Consider the following 19,986-nt stretch of genomic DNA (forward strand, 5'->3'; position numbering starts at 1 on the left):
TTCCGCTATAATGGAATGCATGCCTCCTTTGGGAGCATGAGATCGACAAGATCACCTTCCTGGTAGCTCCCGCCCCCTCTGTTCACCTCTTCAACGACGAGATGTTTGACGCTCGTTTTAACTTTGTAGCTAAGCATGCTTCCATTTAATGTTTTCATCTCGATTTTTCCTTTGATCACATAATAATCGGAAGAGCTTCCTTCTTGATCGCTCCCAGTAAGCAGAATGCTTTCCGGCCGGACGGCCATATCCTGAAATGGGGCTTTGAGCTCGTGACCGCTGCACTGCTCCCATTCTGATTTTGAAAAGAGATTATAGGCGCCGATGAAGCCTGCGACGAACTTGTTTTGCGGCTTCGTATAAATCTCTTCCGGCGTCCCGGCCTGCTCAACTTTTCCTTGATTCATTACATAAATCGTGTCACTCAAAATCATCGCTTCCTTCTGGTCATGCGTCACAAAAATCGTCGTGATCTCCAGCTCCTTCTGGATGCGCTTCACTTCCTCCTGCAATGACTTCCGTATTTTTGCATCAAGGGCGCTGAAAGGTTCATCAAGCAATAGCACCGTCGGCTTCATAATTAGCGAACGGGCAAAGGCGACCCGTTGCTGTTGACCGCCGGACAGTTCATGAGGGTAGCGGGCTTCCAGTCCTTCGAGTCCCATCATTTCAATCATTTTTCTCACTTCGGCTTCAATATTGCGCTGTTTCTTCAGCTTCGGCCCATAGGAAATATTTTGGTGAACGGTGAGGTTCGGGAATAACGCATATGATTGAAAAACCATCCCGATTCCTCTTTGTCTCGATGGAAGATTCGTAATATCGCGGCCATTGACGACAATTTGTCCTTCATCAATTTGCGTGATTCCGGCCAAAGAGCGGAGCAAGGTGCTTTTCCCGCACCCGCTTTGCCCAAGCAGCGTCACAAACTCGCCTTTTTCAATCGAAAAAGTAATTTGATCCAGGACTGTTTTCTCTTCATAGCGTTTCATTAACGAATTCACACTTACATAGCTCATGTTATTTCTCCTTCAGCCACAGTTTTTTTCGCCGAATGACCGAGTCCTTTGCGCAATCGGCCGCGTTCCCGCTTTGCCTGCTTCTCTCCTTTTGAGGCCTGGAAATTTAACAGCAGACCGGTAATGATCATAATCATCGTGTAATACGTGATGACGATCGCGCTTGTTAAATGGCCGTTTTTGCTCATTTGCTGATATAAATAAATTTGCAATGTTTCAAACCGTCCGCCGACAAGCAGGTTGGCCAGGGCGAATTCGCCGAACAGCATCGAAATCGAAAGCAGCGTCGCTGACAAAATCCCTTTTGAAATATTCGGCAAGACGACCGATGTGATCGCCTGCCATTTTGTCGCCCCAAGGATTTCAGCAGCCTGGATCAGCTCTATTGCATCAATTGTGTAAATGCTGTTGCGGATGCTTTGATAGACAAATGGCATAATGATCACGGCATAAACCCCAAATAAAATCCACGGCGTGCCGACAATTTGAATCGAGGAAGACGAATAGAGATTTAACAGACCGATGGCGGCGGCGACAGCCGGTACCCCGTAAGGCAGCATCGAGATCACCTTCAGCACATTGGCCTGTTTCGGAAAGTAAAGCAGCATCACAAACATCGCCAAAAGCATCATGATCACACAAAGCGTGACGGAAACGGTAATGACGAGGGCCGATCTGGCTAAAGCGGCGAGAAAGCGCTCATCCGAAAAGAGCTGAATGTACCACGAAAACGTCCACGCTTGCGGCAGGATCGTCGTACTCCAGTTTTCTGCAAATGAATAAAGCAACGTTCCGGCGAGCGGCAATAAAAGATAAAATGCTAACGCAACAACGATCAAGCCATGTTTATTCCATTTCATTTCAAGTCCCGCCTTACTTTTCGCATAATCTGTTCATTGAGCCATAACGCTCCGAGCATAATCGCCGCCAACACGACCCCAAAGGCGCTTGCCAAATTCGGATTCAAGAACACATCCCCGGCGATGAGCGAGCCGATTTGCAGCGGAATTAAATTGTACGTCGACCCGACGAGCGCGTAAGCAGTCGCATACGCACCAAGAGAATTGGCCAGTAAAATGGTAAACGTGCCAAATATCCCCGGAATCAGCACGGGTAGCCCGATGCGGACCCAATAGTGAAAAGACGTCCCGCCCAGTAGATTTGAAGCGTAGCTCCACTCATCGTTCAGCCCTTGATACGTAGGAAGCAGCAGCATAATCGCAAATGGCACCTGGAAATAGACATAGACCGTTACGAGACCGACCCAGGAATACAGGTTAAAGCCATCGAGGACAGAGAAGCCGAGCTGGGAAAACAAAAGGGTAAACAACCCGTTGTTGCCGAGCAGAACAATAAAGGAAAACGCCAAAGGCAGCCCTTCAAAATAGGACGTCATATTGGTGATCATGACCATGTATCGATTTCCGCGCCCGGCCAGCCGGCTAATCGAATATCCTCCAATCGCCGCAATCACAATCGCAATTGACGCGGACAGAAAGGAGATCGTTAAACTGTTTTTAATCGCCTGTACATAAAACGGGTCTTGAAAGATAATCGCAAATTGTTCGAAGCCGAATGCTCCGTCGTTTGTCTGCACGCTTTGCACAACCATATTGACAAGCGGCGCCAGTAAAAACCCGCAAACGAATAAACCGAGCGGTAAAAGACCTGCATAAGCAAGCAGCTTTGAGTGTTTCACCGACTGCTCCCTCCTTCCCTGCCTGCACTCACCGCCCGCTGACAAGCGCGGCTGCCTGTTGCGGGAGGGGAATCATCTTTTCTGATGTTGAAATGTTCAATAGCTTGCACATAAGCGGCGCAAACGCCAGCTGGGGCAAGGTGATATCATGAATGCCTGTTTCAACCTGATCACTTATTACATAAAGCGGGACAAGCCGCTCTTCGTCTGTCGTTCCGCCATGCAGACGCCATTCCGACATACCGTGATCCGACGTAACGACGATCTGATAGCCTTCCTTTTTCCATAGCGGAATGAGCTCGGATAAAAGGTTGTCCACCGTCAAAATTTTCTGGCGATATTCCGTTGAATTCGGTCCGAATTTATGCCCGTCATCATCGACATTCATGGAATGAATATAGAGGAAGTCAGGATGGACCTCGCGCCGTAATGACTCCCCATCCAGAAACAGGTGGCTGTCCGGATAATGATCCTCCCAGTAGAAGCGACCATGCTGAATCGGCTTCTCCTGATGATGCTGGTCGCGATCCTCCAAAAAGTGAAAAGGAGCGCGATTATACAGTTCACTCACCCAGTAATATGACGCCGTCGCATTGACGAGTCCGTGCTCTTTCGTTAAATGAAACAGGCTTTTTTGCTGCGACAAACGGACAGCGCCATTGCTCGCGATTCCGTTGTATGAGCTTGGTGTACCTGTCAGCAGCACTTCATAGAGTGGTCGCGATAAGCTTGGCAGCTCCGATTTTACCCGGCAGCGGGCTGCCTGCCCGCTCGCCGCCAGATGTTCCATATAGCCTAAATTTTCAATCGCAGAGTCATAGCGCATGCCATCGACCACAACGACAATCAATTTAGTTGACATGAATGAGAACCTCGCTCTGCCATAGTCTAGGCAGTTCCTTAGCCGTCTCTTCCCAAGCATTATGGTCATTGACCGGAACCGCGTTTTGATATTGTTCGTGTGGAATCATCATTTCTGCCACCTCTGCCGGCAGCTCGACGGAATCACGGATTGGACGAGCATACCCTTTGGCAAGATTGATTTGCCCCGCGTCACTTAAAATGTACTCGCGCGTCAGCATCGCCGCATGCGGCTGCTTGGCATATTTGTTAATAATCGTCGCATAGCCGCTGACAATCGATCCTTCTTCCGGAATCGTCACTTCATAACGGTCACGGTCGACTTCATCAGCATAGCCGAGCGAGTTGAAATCCCACATAATCCCAACCTGCATTTCGCCTGTTTCCATTCCTGAGACGCTCAGATTATTAGCTGTGCTTAGACGGCCCTGCTTCGCCAGTTCGGCAAAAAACTCCAATCCCGGCTGAAGATTCGTTTCATCACCACCGTGCGCCACGGCAGCGGCCAACACCGCCATTTGGCTTTGTGTTCCCGTTTGAACATCGCCAACCGATACCATATAATCTCCTTCCAGCAAATCCTGCCATGAACGAGGAACTTCATTTACCTGGTTTTTATCGGCAATAAACGAAATTGTTCCTTGGTAGCCGACAACCCAATGACCTTCGTCATCCTTTGCCCAATCAGGAATTTCATCCCAGTAGGACGTTTTATATGGAAGGGTAATGTCTTTTTCCTTGGCGATCGGGCCAAATGAAATCCCGACATCCCCGATATCGGCTGTCGCATTTTCGCCCTCCGATTCCATTTTGGCAATTTCCTCGGCACTCGACATATCCGTATCAGAATGCTCAAGTCCGTAAAGCTCCGTTAGATCATCCCATGTATCCTTCCAGTTCGCCCATGAATCAGGCATGCCGACACTGTATACAGCGCCTTCCTCCTGCGCCTTTTCCTCAATTTCTTCTAACGTAAGAGTGCTCGGGTCAAGGGCACCCCCATCATTACCTGCATCGTTAGAACCGCACGCAGCCAAGCTTAAAAGCCCTGCTCCCAAAACCAAACCGCGAATCATATTTCGTTTGCGTAGAAAAGCCATATTCAACTTCCTCCTCTTTGCTTTCATTTTGTTTTTGTTTGTATTTTGTTGTTTTTGCTTGTCTTCACTATACGAGTTTAGTATTAATAACATTTAAAGCTGATGTTAAATAGTGTGAACGTTTTGTAAAGATGACAAAAAAGGATCTTCTACAAAGACCCTTTTTTTGCTGATTTGCAAGTCACTATGTTCCTGCTTTCTGCTTATATTCTTTAATTGCTTCAACGATAGAATTAGCGACCCGATTTTGAAAATCGTCTGTCCACATTTTTGCTTCATCATCAGGGTTTGTTAAGTAGCCGATTTCAACCAAAGCCGCTGGCATCTGCGTATCCTTTACAACAAACAAATCTTTTTTCATAATTCCCCGATCCCGAAATCCGGTAGCATGACTTACATGCTCCTGGATTGTCTTGGCCAAAAGCCGTGAATTCTCATGATAATAATACGTTTCCGTGCCTGTCACCTCAGGATCGAAAAACGTATTTCCGTGAATCGAAATAAATAAGTCCGCGTTGAGCTGATTCGCATAATTTGGTCTGTAGCGGCTCTCCTGTGAGATGAAGCGGTCTTCTGTTCTTGTCATAAAAACGTCGATGTGAGCTTCCGCTTTCAGAAGCTTTTCCACCTTTTTCGCCACACATAATGTAAAGTCCTTTTCAAACTGACCGCTCACCCCTGTTGCTCCGCCATCTTTACCGCCATGCCCTGGATCAAGAACAACCTTTAAGGCCGGCTGACTGTTTATCCCATGATCGGAATCTGCGCTTCTCATAAAACCCGGCTCGCTTGTGCAGGCTGTTAAAACGATCATTGAAAATAAGAACAATGTCGTGAATACTAATCTCTTTACCATGTGTCTGCCTTCTTTCTCTTTGTTAATCTAGAACGAACTTCCTGGAAGCCGCCCTTGCTACTACTGCTAGATTAATAGACAGAGATCAAGACAAGGTAAAGACGGTATCGATATCATTTAAATAATGAAGGGGTTGTGACAAAAGGTTGTTTTTTTTACCTTTTGCCCAGCCCCTAAGCAATGAGCGGAACCGCCACGATCTTTTTTTAAAAGCCCGTTGTGAGTGGGTTTCTCACAACGGGCTTGTGGCGTATGAAGCCATTGCCAGTAGGTCCAAAGCTAGTTTTGTCTCAAGCTCCTTAATCGGCTTCATTCCTTTTTTATTGTGAAGGAGTGAGCTCCCTCCACTTCCTTCTTTTCGCACCGTAACGGATTGGCTGCTCGATAAACCGCCAAGACAACGTGGCAACCACAAGCGTAATCCCCATTTGGATCAACATCCAAATGAGCCGATTTTCTCCATTTCCTGCCGGAAAGAACAAAACGATAATCGGATAATGCCATAAATAAATACCGTATGAACGAATGCCGAACCACCGTAGCCACTTCCATTCGAAAACACGATTGATCCAAGTAGAGGGGTGAACGGCAGCGACGATCAAGCCAGCTGCCGCCAATGACTGCAGCACCATACCACCGCGGTACAGGAAAGCATCGTACTCGGTCGTCTTCCACATCATCCAAAGCAAGCCGGCCAGACTGACAGTCCCGATAAAATTGAGGGCAAGACGCGCCCCTTTACGGTCTGTCAGCTTCTCCTTGACGATATGACTCGGTACACATAGCGCCAGTGCTGCTCCGATCAGAAGAGAGAAGGCACGGGTATCTGTCCCGAAATAGACTCTGCTAGTATCGAGTAGCCCCGGTTGATAGAGCGCTGCCATTCCAACGATTGAAGCCAGAGCTCCGAAGAGGATGAAACCAGTGAGAAGTTTGCGGTTGCGAACAAACCGAAGACCAAGTAAAAGCAACACTGGCCAAACGAGATAAAACTGCTCCTCAACAGCGAGCGACCAGAAATGCAAGAGCGGAGATGGCTGTCCGAAATTAGAAAAATAGCCGATATCGTTAAAGATGAACCACCAGTTCGTCATATAAAAAAGTGATGCGAACCAGTCCCCCCACAGCTCCGCTAATTGCAGAGGATGAAACAGCGCTGTCCATAGCGCGACAGCCAGTAAGACGACAAGCTGGGTAGGAAGCAGACGCTTGATTCGCCGGATCCAAAACTGGCGAAAATCAATCCGGTTAGTATACTTCCACTCCATCATGAGAAGGTCTGTAATGAGATACCCGGATAAGACAAAAAATACGCCGACACCTAAAAAACCACCAGAGACCGCTTCCAGATTGAGATGGTAGGCGATCACTGCAAACAAAGCGAACGCTCTGATCCCATTCAGCCCCGGTATATAGCCGGATTTCTTGCTTGCATCGGTGGTCATGTCCACTCTAGCCTTCATCCCGTCCCCCTTGAATTTCATTTGCAATATGATTCAGGAAAAGCGGATAAAACTCATCCTTGAAGTGAACGCCATCCCCATCATGCAACTCTTCTTTCCCTTCAAATAGCGGTGATAAATCAATAAAGCCTACTCCTTTGGCTTCAGTCATGCTTTCAAGCGCTTCATTATAATCGGGAATATCCTGATAACGTGGTTCAATTGCAAGCGTTTCGCTCGTCACTTCTGGAACGGACAAGACGTATATCTCAGCGTTTGGCAGCTTCTCGTTTATCTGTTCCAGTAAGGTAGCGTAATGACTCACTGAATCTTCAATCGGATCATCAACCGGCATTAGTAAATCACTAGATCCTAACAGCGTAAAAACTCTTTCAGGCTCGATGATTGCCAGACTCTCCACTTCTTTCAGGGCGAACATCGCGGTCGCTCCCGCGTTACTAATAATCTGAGAGTCATTTAACACCTCCGTTAATCCCACTAGCATAGAGTCACCTAAAAAAGCACTTTGTTGATAAGCCGAAGCAACATCATCACTCGTTCCCCCATTAGAAATCGTTCCGGACTCACCCTTATCGTTTCCACAAGCTGTAACAAGCAGTAAAAGCACCCCAATCAACATCGTCAAAAAAACATGTTTTCCCATTTCATCTTCCTCCTAATACAAATTAATTAACCGTACAAAGGAAGAATAATTGAAAGAGATAAAGATGAAATCCAGATCATATCGATATTAGTTAAAAAATTTACTGACAAACGAAAGAAGCCATTCGTTCAATTTCCACATAGAACGAATGGCTTCCAGCTCTCTAGATTTTTTTATTTAAAGTAAAGAAAAACAACACGCCATCTTCGGTATTTGCAGCGCCATACTCCACCCCATGCAGCTCCAGTATATTTTTTGAAATAGCAAGACCTAATCCGGTACCGTCCTTTGAGTGATGCTGATCTATATGGCCCCGATAGAAGCGGTCCCAGATTTTTTGCAAATGCTCCTGCTCGATATGAGCTCCTTTGTTTTCAACACAAACTTTTACGCGAGTATCTTCTTCAATCGTCGATAAGATGATTTTATGATCTACCGGCGTGTAGCGAATGGCATTCGTCATAAAGTTCGTCACCACTTGTTCGATCCGATCCTGATTAGCAACGACCTGGCTGCCGGAAAGCTGTTTGACCAGCTCAAGCTGCTTGTTGGCAATCTCTAAAGCCAATTTCTCGCATATATGCTCAATAAGCTGATCGATCGAAAAGACATCCATTTTCATTTTATACGTCCCGGACTCGAATTTTGCCAGTTCAAGCATCTCCACGATCAGCCGGTCCATTTTATCGACCTCTTTTATCATCGCCTGGAAATAATAGTCCTTTTTATTATTGGCTATTCCATCCTCCAAAATGGAGAGACAGCTTTTCAAAACGCTCAAAGGCGTCTTCAATTCATGAGAAACCCCGGAAATAAATTCCTTTCGTGTCCTTTCCAGCTGTTTTTCTTTCTCAATATCCTCTTGCAATTGCTGAATGTAGGAATGGAGCGTAGTAGAAAGTGTATTAATGTTATGAGATAAAGCTCCGATTTCATCCTTTGAGGCAACCGGGATTTTTTCGGAAAAATCCAACCTGGCCATCCGGCCTGCCGTCTCATTTATTTGCAGCAAAGGTTTTGCGATCTTTTTTGAATAGTAGAGGGAAACAAGAATAATAAGCAGAAGGACAAAGATAAGTAAGTATGCGTAATAATCTTTTACCATTTGCACCGCTTCATCGACAGGCTGTAATGACGTCATCGCAAACAGATAAACTGTCTCTTCGGCCTCGTTCGTTACAGGACGGATGAAAATTTTATATTGAATACCATTTTCCTCATAGTCAAGCGTTTCAGCAGAACTGCTTTGATCATCATTTATGATTAGGTTTGCTTGAAATTGCTTTATCCTTTCAATAAAAACACGATTCGTGTAAAGGGCTGAACCTGCTGCGCCAACTGGCAATTGTAATTCTTTAATTTCTCCCGACACATATAAGCTGTCCATCCGGGATGTCTCTACCTCGGCGTTTGGACCGTAAAGCCTATCTGACAAGTGCCGATTCTCCAGTACTTTATTCGCATCTTTCACCGTTAAAATAGACGGGATGATGTCATGCCCTTCTATGAGTCCATCGATCAGAAGATGTTTTCCCGGTGCTAAATAAAACTTTTCCCGCTCAACTTCCTCCAACTCCATAAAGCTGTATAAGGGGATCGTGATGACTTGGTTGGAGAGCTGCTGATTTTGAGTAGCGTTCACCTGAAGGGTTACAGAAAAATCGTCTGCGAATTTTATATTTCCGAGATGATCTAACGGTGTAATCCAGGTTTGATTGGCCTGATAGAACTCTTCCTGCAGCTTTTGAATCGTTGCTGGATCGCCCTCAGCATTTATAAAGTCGATCTCAAATGATTGCATACTCGCTTGAATCTCATTTACCTTTTGATTAGCATAAAATTGCTTAAAAAAGATCGTCTGTCCGACAAAAATAACGAGTAAAATAAGCATGCATAATAAGGTCGTCAGGATAAATAACTTTGGGACAATTCCTACCTTCATACGTCACCCTCAAACTTATAACCAACTCGAATAACAGTCACTATAGCCTTTGCTCTATTTCCTAATTTATGACGTAAATTACGGATATGACTGTTGATAGTCCGGTCATCACCGGCAAACTCATACCCCCAAATTTTTGTAATGAGCTGTTCTCTCGTGATAATCATTCCAGCATTACGCATTAAGTAGGCTAAAATTTCAAACTCTGTATGAGTCAAATGGATAGTTTCTCCCTCTGCTGACACGGTCCGCGAAGCAAGGTCGAGACAAATTCCATTACCTGTTAATCTCTCTTCTTCCGCCAACGTACCTTTGGCAGAATTACGGCTTTCTAGTAGGCGTTTTACCCTCGCCAACAAAATCGGCGGACTATAAGGTTTTGTTACATAATCATCTGCCCCAAGCTCAAAGCCAAGTAGCGTATCGTCTTCATCAGCGCGGGCTGTCAGCATAATAACAGCTACATCGGAAGACGTTTTTCGGATCCGTCTGCAAACAGACCAGCCATCCAACTTCGGCAGCATAATATCCAAAATGATTAAATCGACCGGGTGTTCTTCAAACATCACTAAAGCTTCGTTCCCATCTGCCGCTTCTATTACGTTGTATCCTTCATTCAGCAAATAGTCTTTTACGATTTCTCGTAAAATGTCTTCGTCTTCTACAATTAACACTGTTTTCGCCATTTTTTCCCCTCACAATATGCAATGTGCGCTTCTTATGAAAAGCATAGCATAAAGAGATAAAGATGAGATGAAGATGGGAGGCAGTACGACGTAAAAGTTAATTTTCACCTTTCGCCCAATTAGTCTTTTCTTCGGGTGACACAACCTTACATGAACGATGGTCATTCTTTGAACATAATATAGGAAAGAACTGTTTATAAGAAAATATCAGCCGTTTTTTTCATTCTGTGATAAAATATGTACATGAGCTCATCTATGCTAAAAACGGGACTTCGATTTTTATTAAAAAATTTATAAAACGCTTTCAAGCTTTTTGAGCATCGTTTTAGCCATGATGATAGATTGTTGATAGAAATCTACAGTAAGGAGTTTGAAAACTATGAATTTATCTTACAAATTTGATGAAGTTGCTAGACTTCCGTTACCGGAAGATAATGTCGCAGTGGCGACGCGTCAGCTCGATGCTGGTACGGTGATTCACTATCAGGGGCAGGAGCTGACTTTGGATTATACAGTCATGGAAGGGCACCGCTTTGCGGTAAAACCAATTGCGCCGGGCGATGATATGCTTTCGTGGGCACTGCCATTTGGCGTCGCGCAGAAGGAAATCCAGCCTGGAAATTACGTGATTAACGAGGGAGTGCTTGAGGCGCTGAGTGTGCGTGGGCTTGACTTCGCCTTGCCGCCGGAGCCGAATTTTTCCGACGATGTACCGGAATTTGTTCTTGATGAGGAAAGCTTCCAGCCTGCCCCTGCCCTGCCCACGTATAAGGAAACACGGACGTTCATGGGCTATCGTCGCAGCAAAGCACGCGGGGTCGGAACAAGAAATATGGTCGTTTTATTAGGCACAACTTCACGTACCGGCAGTTATGTAAAGCAGCTGGCTGCGCGCCTGAAAGGCGAACTGCCGAATTATCCGCAAATTGACGGAATTGTCCCGGTCGCTCATACAGAAGGAGACACAAAACAGCCGAACAACCTTCCATTGTTATTACGGACCCTTTCCGGATTTATGGTCAACCCAAACGTCGGTGCCGTTCTGCTCGTCGATTACGGAAATGAAGGCGTTACCAACAAAATGGTTGAAGAATATGCAAGAAGCCACGATTACCCGGTTGACGATGTTCTGCACCGCTTCCTTTCTATCCAGGATGGATTTGAAGAAAGCTTGGCCAAAGGGGAAGAAATTGTCCGACAATGGTTGCCGGCTGTAAATGCAATCGAACGGACACCCGAGTCAATCAGCCATCTTAAAATCGCTTTGCAGTGCGGTGGTTCCGACTCCTTCTCCGGCATTTCCGCCAATCCGTTGCTCGGCTGGATTTCAAAGGAGTTAATCCAGTATGGCGGCGCTGCCAACCTTGCGGAAACGGATGAACTAATCGGAGCTGAACCGTATGTTCTGCAGAAAGTTCGCGACGTCGAGACGGCACGCAAGTTTTTAACGTTAGTCGATGAGTTTAAGACACGGACGGCCTGGCATGGGGCGAATGCCGAAGGGAATCCATCAGGCGGAAATAAATTCCGCGGACTCTATAATATTTATTTGAAGTCGATTGGTGCCGCCCGCAAAAAAGATCCGGATATGCGTCTTGATTATGCGATTGATTACGGTGCGCCAATGCACGATTCAGGATTTCATTTCATGGACAGTCCGGGGAACGATCTTGAAAGTATCGCCGGCCAGGTTGCCTCCGGCTGTAATCTGATTTTCTTTACAACAGGAAATGGCTCTGTGACCAACTTTCCGTTTGTGCCGACGCTTAAGGTCGTGACGACTTCCCGCCGGTTCGAGCTGCTTTCAAAGGATATGGATATTAATGCCGGTCTGTATCAGGATGGCATGCCGATGGATGAGCTCGGCAAGCAAACATTTGAATTAATGTTGAAAACAGCCTCCGGTCAACGCAGTGTCGGGGAAAGAGCAGGCCATGCGCAAGTACAAATTTGGCGCAACTGGCAGCAGACCGATGCGAGCAAACTTAAAGAGCTGCTCACTAAGCCGGAGCCGACTGGTGAGCCGATTGCCATCCGCACAGACGGAGCAGTCAACCCATCTGTCACATTCAGCTTTACGCGTCAGGACGATCATCTCGCCAGTGACGCCATCGGCTTAATTTTACCGACGAGTCTCTGTTCCGGTCAGGTCGCCAATATGATCGCCAAGCGTCTGAATGAAAAAGAGCTCGGTCAGGAAAAAGGTCTGTCCCGCTTTGTGGCATTGGCTCATACGGAAGGCTGTGGGAACTCGGCTGGTCAGCCTGAACAGATGTATGCCCGCACGATGATGGGCTATCTCCGTCATCCTCTTGTTAAACATTGCCTTCTGCTGGAGCATGGCTGTGAGAAAACACATAATGACTTTATGAAAAATCAAATGAAAGAGAATGACATCGACCCGAGCCGGCTCGGCTTTGCCAGCATTCAGCTTGATGGCGGCATTAAAAAAGTAACGGAAAAGGTCGAAGCTTGGTTTACCGAGCAATTGGCCGTCACTCCGCCGCGAAAAGAAGAAGTGGTCGGGCTTGAAGGGTTGCGCGTCGGCATTATCACTGATGGTTCCGTCACTGATGTTGATGGAGAGCAGTTAGCTGCTTTAACAAAAATGATTGTCAGTGCTGGCGGTTTGGTGGTGCTTCCTGACAATAGCCAATTACTTGAAACAGAAGCTTATCATAAGCAAGTATTCACATCAGCTGATATCGAGCCGTCGCTATCTTACGGAGAACATGCACGCAAAAACGGTTTCCATATTATGGAGGCGCCCACTACGCACTGGGTTGAAACGATCACAGGATTAGCTGCAACGGGTGTCGAGCTCTTTATTGCCTTGACGAATGAACAACCAATGCAGACCCACCCGTTTGTGCCAATGCTGCAAATCTCTTCGAACCTGACAATGCAGCAACGATTCGCCAACGATTTGGACCTTGTCCTAAGCGGTGATCCATCCATCTGGACAGAACAAATTTTAGAACGTTGTAAGCAAACAATCGAGCACAATTATACGCCACGCCTTTTCAAACAAGGGAATATCGATTTTCAATTTACCCGTGGTTTGCTAGGTATCTCTTTATAAAATATAGGGCGGGGCAAAAGGTAAAAAAACCTTTTGCCCCGCCCTATTACGCTTCAAAGTTTGCTTGAAGGCGTATTTGTCCGCAGCGTGCCACATGCAAAATTGTTGCTCAAAATCTTGCTAAAATTAAAAGCCGCTAGTAACGACAAATTGTATCGTTATTGAATAATACAATTATATTGCTGAGCTTAAGCCTCAATTTGTAGAATCATATCTCCACGTTTATTTCCTTCGTCAACATATCGGTGGGCTTCAACAACTTGATACATCTCTTAAGGATTATAGCTATAGTACATCAGGTCCACCATGACACTCATAAACAACCGCCTTCATAGCAACCATTTCATATTGCCTCCCTCAGTTAATTTTTATTTATATCGTTACATTTTTTCGGTGTTCGGATTATCGTGTGGAAAATACGTTTAACAATAAAAACTTAACACGACATCATTTATTTTATTGACGTCATCTTCAATGTAGTTTATTATTACGTTATACGATATAACGTTTAACGTAATAATTGTTGGAAAGGAGTGGAAATATGGTTAAGAAAAACAGATTTTCTGAACCTTCATTGTTGATATTAATAAGTCTTGCTGAAAAAAACCGTCATGGCTATGCGATTATGGAAGACATTGAAAAAAATTATGACATTAAGCTAGGTCCAGGTACATTATATGGAGCCATATCACGTTTAGAGAAAGCAGGGTATATAAGTGTCCTTGAATCACAAGAACGTAAAAAGCCTTACAAGCTGACAAAGGAAGGACAAATCTTTTTAACTGAGCAAATTAAAGAAATTCAGAAAGTTGCCTCACTTGGTATGAAAAGGCTTGGTTTATTATGAAGTGGTTTATATATCTCTATCCTAAAAGTTGGAGAAGACGCTATGGCAATGAGTTGATTGAGGTATTAACACAAACAGATAGGTCATTCAAAACAATAGTTGACTTACTTTTAGGCATAATTGATGCTTGGCACATGGAACTACGTGAAAGGGAGATCTATGGATTTCGTATGAGTCAAGTATTGGCTTTTATTAGCTTAATTAATGTCCTAATTATTTCGAAATTGATATCATTAAGGGAGGTTATTTTGTTGGAACAAATTGCGTTGATAGTTGCTATGCTATCTTTTTTCTTAGCAATTGTTGTTTTAATAGTGAATATGTTCAAAGTTGGAATTTTACCAGCCTTTTCGATTAAAACGAGGTTAGCTAAAGTATCAGTTGGTTTAATGGGATCTTATGCGATCTTTTTTATAACCTTTTTAGTCTTAGCAAATTAATTAGTTATTCATGCAAACATTGAGTTACTATTGTAAAACGCCAACGGAGCCAAAAAATAACTGCACCTCAATGTTCATGTCACTAACATGTGAGGTGCAGTTTGAATTCGCCGCGTTATTCATTTATTTTTGCAACGATTTGGACACATCTTCAAATTTCAGTTATGGTCAAGTCCATTGATGCTATCATGTCCGTTAATGAAGGGCCCCTTCCCTCTGAGCTCCTCCATCCGGACTGATTGCTTTTTTCATAAAAAAAGCAATCAACAACGCGACCACGCTTAAGGCAATTGCAAACCAGTATGCATGATGAACGCCGATTGTCATCGCTTCATCGAGCATTTGCTCGGTAACAGGACCGGTCTGCGATTCAATAAAACGGTTACTGCCCTGTGAAACGATGCTGACAAAGATCGAAACACCTAACGCACCAGCAATCGGCTGCAACGTCGTCGCAATCGCAGTTCCATGTGGATATAAATGAACAGGTAAATCATTTAATGCGTTCGTTTCAGCCGGCATCATAATCGAGGTAATCGCCACCATCAGCACTAGATAAACCGCCATGAATGTCCACGCTGAAAGCGACGGGTCAATTGTGCTGAAGAAAATCATCACTGCGACTAATACAATCGAACCCGGTATAATTAGTTTTCTTGGACCAAAGCGGTCAAACAACGTGCCCATCACCGGAGAAAGTAATCCGCTTAACAACGCTCCAGGCAAAAGTAGTAACCCGGCGAGCTTCGCCGAGAAGCCTAGAGGACCTTGTAAATACATTGGCATGACGATTTCAGAGGCGAACATCGCCATTACGACAATGACAAAAATACTGACGCCTTGGGCATAATTCCGATACTTGAACACACGAACATCAAGAAGCGGCTCCTCCAGCTTTAGCTGGCGAAGGATGAAGAAAATTAGCGATAGCAGACTGATCACGATAATTGTTAGCACGGTTGCTGACATAAAGCCTTGTCCGCTTTCTCCGGCGCTGCTAAAAGCATACACAATTCCACCGATTCCGATGCTTGAAAGTATTATTGAAGGAATATCGGCTTTTGGACGGGTGACCTCGCCGACATTTTGTAAATATTTCAGCGCGAATAAAATTGAGAATACGGCAAACGGAATAACAGAGATGAATAACCAGCGCCAGCCAAGCAAATCAACGATCACTCCCGATAAAGTCGGACCGAGCGCCGGCGCGAACATAATCACAAGTCCGAATGTCCCCATAATTTTCCCGCGCACTTCCACTGGATAGATCAGCAGCAAAGCATTAAAGATAACCGGGATCAACAGCCCTGTTCCGACAGCCTGAACCATTCGGCCCACCAATAACATCGGAAAATTAAAGGCACAAGCGGCGATTGTCGTCCCTAGTAAAAAAATCGACATGACACCTATAAACATTTGTCTTGTCGTAAACCATTGAATCAACAAAGCGGACACAGGCATTAATACGCCCATTACGAGCATAAATCCGGTCGCCATCCATTGGACGGTATGGGCCTCTATTGAAAAGACATCCATTAATTCCGTTAAAGCAATATTGAGCAATGTTTCGTTTAAAATAGCAAAGAATGCCCCGATCATAAACGTGATCAGGATCGGCTTCGTCTTCATAGTAGGGTTCATTGGCTCCTCCAATTAGTAAATAAAATAAAAAAACTCCTGTCATTTCTGAACAGGAGGATAACCATGCGTATATACAGGCAGCAATATAACAGACAAACCCGGACAAGGGAAATGTCTTGTGATCTACTAACTATATGAAAAACACCATGATTGCTCCAATCCTATTCAAAAAACAACAAACGCACAAAGGCGACTGTCTTTTTCTTTAGAAGATATTATAAGCTCTTCTATCAATAGGATTAGTAAATCATGGTAACCACCCTTCCGGCTTTTAATCATCATAATCATAGCGAGTGCTATTAGAAATGTCAAGTACTTTTTTGAGTGAAAATGACAGACCGGTTAATTGTTAATCCAGCAGCCAACTGTCATTTTTTGTAGAAGGCGGCATATAGTAGACAATAATGTTGATGGAGGGGCTGCTATGATCATTCATGTCGTTCGGAGCGGAGAAACGCTTTGGACAATTGCCGGCTACTACAATGTGAACATCCAGACGATCATCGAATTGAATCAGATCGAGGAGCCGAATCTGCTTGTTAACGGCCAGGCTCTGATCATTCCCGCCGTAGGAAGTTCCTATGTCATTAAAGCTGGTGATACGCTTTGGACAATTGCCACCCAATTCGGTTTATCGGTCCAGGCGATCATCGCTGCTAATCCGTTACTCAATCCGAATCTGATTTACCCCGGGGAGACAATCATTATCCCCCCTATTCACTATGTCGTCCAACCTCAGGATACCCTTTGGCATATCGCCAATCGTTTTGGCACTACAGTCGAAGCACTTGTAGCAGAAAACCAGCTTTCCAATGGGAATTTGATTTACCCAGGTTATCCATTGATCATCCCCCGACCGCGACCAGTTATTGAAGTCAATGCGTACACTTATCAGGAAGATCAGGACGCGGCCCAAACGATCGCTTCCCTTAGCCCGCTGCTTACCTATATGAGTCCATTCGCATATATGATAACGGAAACTGGAGAGCTCGAGCCGGTTGAGGATGAGCTGACGATCGCTGCAGCCTGGCAAAATCAGGTGATCCCAATGATGGCCGTTACAAATTTCACGGCAACAGAAGCAGGTTCCAATTTAGCTCATACGATTTTGGCGAGCGCCGACTTGCAGGAGCAGCTGCTCACAAACATTGTGACAATTATGAGAGAAAAAGGGTACAGTGGCGTAAATATTGATTTTGAAAATGTTCTGCCCGATGATCGGGAATTGTATAATCAATTTCTCGAACGGGCTGTTGCACGCCTTCATCCGGATGGTTATTTTGTGTCAACCACAGTCGCTCCGAAAACAAGTGGCGCTCAGGCCGGCTTGCTGTATGAGGCTCATGATTATGAGGCCCATGGCCGGATCGTTGATTTCGTCATCTTAATGACCTATGAATGGGGCTACCGGCTTGGACCGCCCCAAGCGATTTCACCGCTATCCAATATGAGACAGGTCGTTGAATATGCTTTGTCTGTTATGCCGCCTGAGAAGGTTTTTTTAGGGTTTCAAATTTATGCGCGTGACTGGCTAATCCCTCATGTCGAGGGTCAGGAAGCAGAAACATTCAGTCCACAGGAAGCTGTGCAACGAGCGATTCGGTATCGTGCACCGATCCACTATGATGCCCTCGCCCAGTCTCCGTTTTTCCGTTATACGGATGAAAACGGGCAAGCTCATGAAGTATGGTTTGAGGATGCCCGCAGCGCCCAGGCGAAATTTGACTTGATCAAAGAGTTTCAGCTGCGGGTAGTCAGCTACTGGGCGTTGGGCTATCCTTATCCGCAAAACTGGGCGCTATTAGAGGCGAACTTTACGATTCGAAAAAGGTAGAAGGTGACACCATTCAAGATGAAGCGCCGCGGATCGCGGCGATCCCTTGCTTGACGGCCTGCTGGTACAGCCAGACATCACCTGAATAAGCGATAAAGCGGTAGCCTTTTTCTTTCCAGTGAATCGCAGCTTCCACATCCGAGACAAAACAGCCTGCTGCTTTGCCGTGCTTCTCACAAACTTCAACGACCTGCTCCATCGCCTGAATTAAACGTGGATGGTCATATTGCCCGCTAATGCCCATCGATTGCGAAAGATCAAGGTTTCCGACAAACACGACATCAACACCTTCCGTAGCTGTAATTTCCTCGACATTACTCAGCCCGGTTTCGTTCTCGATTTGAGCGATAATCAACGTTTCCTGATTGCTTCTTTTCATTTTCTCTGAAATGTCACCGCCAATATAATCATCGTGAGCAAGGCTGAAGGCTGTTCCTCTTTTGCCAAGGGGTCCATATTTCGTTGCGGCGATAATTTGTTCAGCCTGTTCTTTTGATTCAACAAAGGGAATCATCAACCCCATTGCACCGATATCGAGAATCCGGCTCAAATGGCTATACTGGCTATCCGGCACCCGAACAAAAGGAAGAATAGAAGCGCCACGATTATAGCTCATCAATTGGCGCATCGAGTCCATTCCGATGCCGCTATGCTCCATGTCATAAATAATAAAATCCGAACCGGTTTGCTCCAAAATCGCGGCAACCCCCGGGGTGTTAAACTCAAAAACCATCGTGCCAATCGTCGTTTTCCCTGCTGTAAGTTCTTCTTTCACCTGATTTTTTCTCATTATACTGACTCCTTTTCTGCGTAAACGCTTTCAAATTATTGTTGATTCATAGCTTGATAGTGGGCGAGTTTTTGCTGAAAGCCTGGACGCGTAATTGCTTCCGGGTTGACGACGCTGTCTGGAATAAGACCTTGGGATAGACGAATGAGCCCGCGAATATCCTCTTCGCCAAGTCCGCGGAATAATTCATCGGTAAAACCGATCGCATGCGGGGCGAGCACGACATTATCAAGCCGGGTTAATGGGTCATTCGGGTCAAGCGGTTCTGTTTCAAACACATCAAGTGCAGCCCCCTGAATACGGCGTTCCTGGAGACAGACGGTGAGCGCCTGCTGATCGATGACCGGGCCGCGTGATGTATTAATGAGAAACGCCGTTGGTTTCATCAACGAGAGCTCACGTCCCCCAATTAAATGATAAGTAGAGTCGAGCAACGGACAGCTGACACTGACAAAATCAGCCTGCTGTAACAAAGTATCCAATTCAACCAGCTCCACTCCGAGCGCCTGCGCCTCCTCCTTTGAAACAAAAGGGTCATAAGCGATCGCCTTGAATTTTAACGGCTTGGCGATCGAAAAGAATTCCCGTGCAATTCCCCCGAGCCCGATCGAGCCAACGACTTTGTTGACGAGTCCGATTCCCATGTAATTCGGCGTTTCCTCCCACGTTCCTTGACGGACAATGCGGTCTTTTTCCATCACTCTTGAGCTTAACGTAAGCAAAAACGTCAAAATCGAAACAGCCATCGGTCGCCGGACCGCTTTTGGAGCAGTAAAGCAAATAAGATCAGACTCGGTACAGGCCGTTAAATCGACATTGTTATAGCCGACCCCGGCACGGGCAATCGCCGCCAGGCGCGTCACACCGTTGAAGGAATCCTTCGTATAGCTTGGATACAGGCTGATCACCGCATCATATCCCATTAATTGATCCGGCGTTACGATACTCTTATATTCTTTGAAAAATTCATATTCGATTTGAGGATGCTGATCAAGTAATTCCAGTCCGATATCCGCTTTCAATTCCCCGTCCGGGTTCAGAAAATCTCTCGTAATCCCAATTTTAAACGTGGCCAATACTGTC

General features: G+C 45.5%; 17 protein-coding genes. 4 read left to right on the forward strand and 13 right to left on the reverse strand.

Annotated features, from left to right (window positions below):
• Positions 1-5: 5 nt before the first annotated feature.
• The 10 genes from M3202_RS07130 to M3202_RS07175 all read right to left on the reverse strand — a co-directional run bounded on the left by M3202_RS07130 (position 6) and on the right by M3202_RS07175 (position 10,269).
• A complete protein-coding gene (locus tag M3202_RS07130) occupies positions 6-1,019 on the reverse strand; it encodes an ABC transporter ATP-binding protein (protein ID WP_251222660.1) in 1,014 nt (337 codons plus the stop codon).
• Positions 1,016-1,879, reverse strand: coding sequence for an ABC transporter permease (locus M3202_RS07135; protein WP_251222661.1), 864 nt, complete (start codon positions 1,877-1,879; stop codon positions 1,016-1,018). The genes M3202_RS07130 and M3202_RS07135 overlap by 4 nt, the downstream gene beginning before the upstream one ends.
• Positions 1,876-2,718, reverse strand: a complete 843-nt coding sequence (locus tag M3202_RS07140) for an ABC transporter permease (RefSeq protein WP_251222662.1) — start codon at positions 2,716-2,718, stop codon at positions 1,876-1,878. The genes M3202_RS07135 and M3202_RS07140 overlap by 4 nt, the downstream gene beginning before the upstream one ends.
• Positions 2,719-2,746: 28 nt before the next feature.
• On the reverse strand, positions 2,747-3,580 hold the full coding sequence (locus M3202_RS07145) for an alkaline phosphatase family protein (RefSeq protein ID WP_251222663.1): 834 nt from the start codon (positions 3,578-3,580) through the stop codon (positions 2,747-2,749).
• Positions 3,570-4,679 (reverse strand): ABC transporter substrate-binding protein, encoded by a 1,110-nt coding sequence (locus M3202_RS07150; protein WP_251222664.1) that lies wholly within the window; start codon positions 4,677-4,679, stop codon positions 3,570-3,572. Before M3202_RS07150 ends, M3202_RS07145 begins: the two co-directional genes overlap by 11 nt.
• Before the next feature lie 184 nt (positions 4,680-4,863).
• The gene (locus M3202_RS07155) at positions 4,864-5,535 is read right to left on the reverse strand and encodes an N-acetylmuramoyl-L-alanine amidase family protein (protein WP_251222665.1); all 672 of its coding nucleotides are present in this window, start codon (positions 5,533-5,535) and stop codon (positions 4,864-4,866) included.
• 320 nt (positions 5,536-5,855) lie between these two features.
• Positions 5,856-6,998: an acyltransferase family protein gene (locus M3202_RS07160; protein WP_251222666.1), complete on the reverse strand. Its 1,143-nt coding sequence runs from the start codon at positions 6,996-6,998 to the stop codon at positions 5,856-5,858.
• Positions 6,988-7,641: a GDSL-type esterase/lipase family protein gene (locus M3202_RS07165; protein WP_251222667.1), complete on the reverse strand. Its 654-nt coding sequence runs from the start codon at positions 7,639-7,641 to the stop codon at positions 6,988-6,990. The genes M3202_RS07160 and M3202_RS07165 overlap by 11 nt, the downstream gene beginning before the upstream one ends.
• Before the next feature lie 163 nt (positions 7,642-7,804).
• A complete protein-coding gene (locus M3202_RS07170; RefSeq protein ID WP_251222668.1) occupies positions 7,805-9,583 on the reverse strand; it encodes a sensor histidine kinase in 1,779 nt (592 codons plus the stop codon).
• Complete coding sequence (locus M3202_RS07175; RefSeq protein WP_251222669.1) at positions 9,580-10,269, reverse strand: response regulator transcription factor; 690 nt, start codon at positions 10,267-10,269, stop codon at positions 9,580-9,582. Before M3202_RS07175 ends, M3202_RS07170 begins: the two co-directional genes overlap by 4 nt.
• Before the next feature lie 379 nt (positions 10,270-10,648).
• Here M3202_RS07175 and M3202_RS07180 point away from each other — a divergent pair, with 379 nt between their 5' ends.
• The 3 genes from M3202_RS07180 (at position 10,649) to M3202_RS07190 (ending at position 14,638) form a co-directional block, all read left to right on the forward strand.
• Positions 10,649-13,351 carry a UxaA family hydrolase gene (locus M3202_RS07180; protein ID WP_251222670.1) on the forward strand — a complete coding sequence of 901 codons (2,703 nt, stop codon included), beginning with the start codon at positions 10,649-10,651 and terminating at the stop codon, positions 13,349-13,351.
• A gap of 541 nt (positions 13,352-13,892) precedes the next feature.
• The gene (locus M3202_RS07185) at positions 13,893-14,198 is read left to right on the forward strand and encodes a PadR family transcriptional regulator (protein WP_251222671.1); all 306 of its coding nucleotides are present in this window, start codon (positions 13,893-13,895) and stop codon (positions 14,196-14,198) included.
• A gap of 251 nt (positions 14,199-14,449) precedes the next feature.
• Complete coding sequence (locus M3202_RS07190; protein WP_251222672.1) at positions 14,450-14,638, forward strand: hypothetical protein; 189 nt, start codon at positions 14,450-14,452, stop codon at positions 14,636-14,638.
• Between the two features lie 195 nt (positions 14,639-14,833).
• On the opposite strand, the gene M3202_RS07195 is transcribed toward M3202_RS07190, so the two are convergent.
• Positions 14,834-16,279, reverse strand: a complete 1,446-nt coding sequence (locus M3202_RS07195; RefSeq protein WP_251222673.1) for a DHA2 family efflux MFS transporter permease subunit — start codon at positions 16,277-16,279, stop codon at positions 14,834-14,836.
• Between the two features lie 424 nt (positions 16,280-16,703).
• On the opposite strand from M3202_RS07195, the gene M3202_RS07200 reads away from it, so the two are divergent.
• Positions 16,704-18,113, forward strand: coding sequence for a glycoside hydrolase family 18 protein (locus tag M3202_RS07200; protein ID WP_251222674.1), 1,410 nt, complete (start codon positions 16,704-16,706; stop codon positions 18,111-18,113).
• Between the two features lie 13 nt (positions 18,114-18,126).
• Here M3202_RS07200 and M3202_RS07205 read toward each other — a convergent pair whose 3' ends face one another.
• Together M3202_RS07205 and M3202_RS07210 are read right to left on the reverse strand one after the other, a co-directional pair.
• Positions 18,127-18,903, reverse strand: a complete 777-nt coding sequence (locus tag M3202_RS07205; protein ID WP_251222675.1) for an HpcH/HpaI aldolase family protein — start codon at positions 18,901-18,903, stop codon at positions 18,127-18,129.
• A gap of 35 nt (positions 18,904-18,938) precedes the next feature.
• Entirely contained in the window at positions 18,939-19,979 is a 1,041-nt protein-coding gene (locus M3202_RS07210) for an NAD(P)-dependent oxidoreductase (RefSeq protein WP_251222676.1), read from the reverse strand.
• Positions 19,980-19,986 lie beyond the last annotated feature (7 nt).

This window comes from Halalkalibacter oceani (genome assembly GCF_023715605.1).
GTDB lineage: Bacteria > Bacillota > Bacilli > Bacillales > Bacillaceae_D > Halalkalibacter > Halalkalibacter oceani.

Bases quoted from the DNA above. Each gene is read 5' to 3' on its own strand.
- M3202_RS07130 (WP_251222660.1), bottom strand. From the start codon at position 1,019: ATGAGCTATGTAAGTGTGAATTCGTTAATGAAACGCTATGAAGAGAAA.
- M3202_RS07135 (WP_251222661.1), bottom strand. From the start codon at position 1,879: ATGAAATGGAATAAACATGGCTTGATCGTTGTTGCGTTAGCATTTTAT.
- M3202_RS07145 (WP_251222663.1), bottom strand. From the start codon at position 3,580: ATGTCAACTAAATTGATTGTCGTTGTGGTCGATGGCATGCGCTATGAC.
- M3202_RS07150 (WP_251222664.1), bottom strand. From the start codon at position 4,679: ATGGCTTTTCTACGCAAACGAAATATGATTCGCGGTTTGGTTTTGGGA.
- M3202_RS07155 (WP_251222665.1), bottom strand. From the start codon at position 5,535: ATGGTAAAGAGATTAGTATTCACGACATTGTTCTTATTTTCAATGATC.
- M3202_RS07160 (WP_251222666.1), bottom strand. From the start codon at position 6,998: ATGAAGGCTAGAGTGGACATGACCACCGATGCAAGCAAGAAATCCGGC.
- M3202_RS07165 (WP_251222667.1), bottom strand. From the start codon at position 7,641: ATGGGAAAACATGTTTTTTTGACGATGTTGATTGGGGTGCTTTTACTG.
- M3202_RS07170 (WP_251222668.1), bottom strand. From the start codon at position 9,583: ATGAAGGTAGGAATTGTCCCAAAGTTATTTATCCTGACGACCTTATTA.
- M3202_RS07175 (WP_251222669.1), bottom strand. From the start codon at position 10,269: ATGGCGAAAACAGTGTTAATTGTAGAAGACGAAGACATTTTACGAGAA.
- M3202_RS07180 (WP_251222670.1), top strand. From the start codon at position 10,649: ATGAATTTATCTTACAAATTTGATGAAGTTGCTAGACTTCCGTTACCG.
- M3202_RS07185 (WP_251222671.1), top strand. From the start codon at position 13,893: ATGGTTAAGAAAAACAGATTTTCTGAACCTTCATTGTTGATATTAATA.
- M3202_RS07195 (WP_251222673.1), bottom strand. From the start codon at position 16,279: ATGAACCCTACTATGAAGACGAAGCCGATCCTGATCACGTTTATGATC.
- M3202_RS07200 (WP_251222674.1), top strand. From the start codon at position 16,704: ATGATCATTCATGTCGTTCGGAGCGGAGAAACGCTTTGGACAATTGCC.
- M3202_RS07205 (WP_251222675.1), bottom strand. From the start codon at position 18,903: ATGAGAAAAAATCAGGTGAAAGAAGAACTTACAGCAGGGAAAACGACG.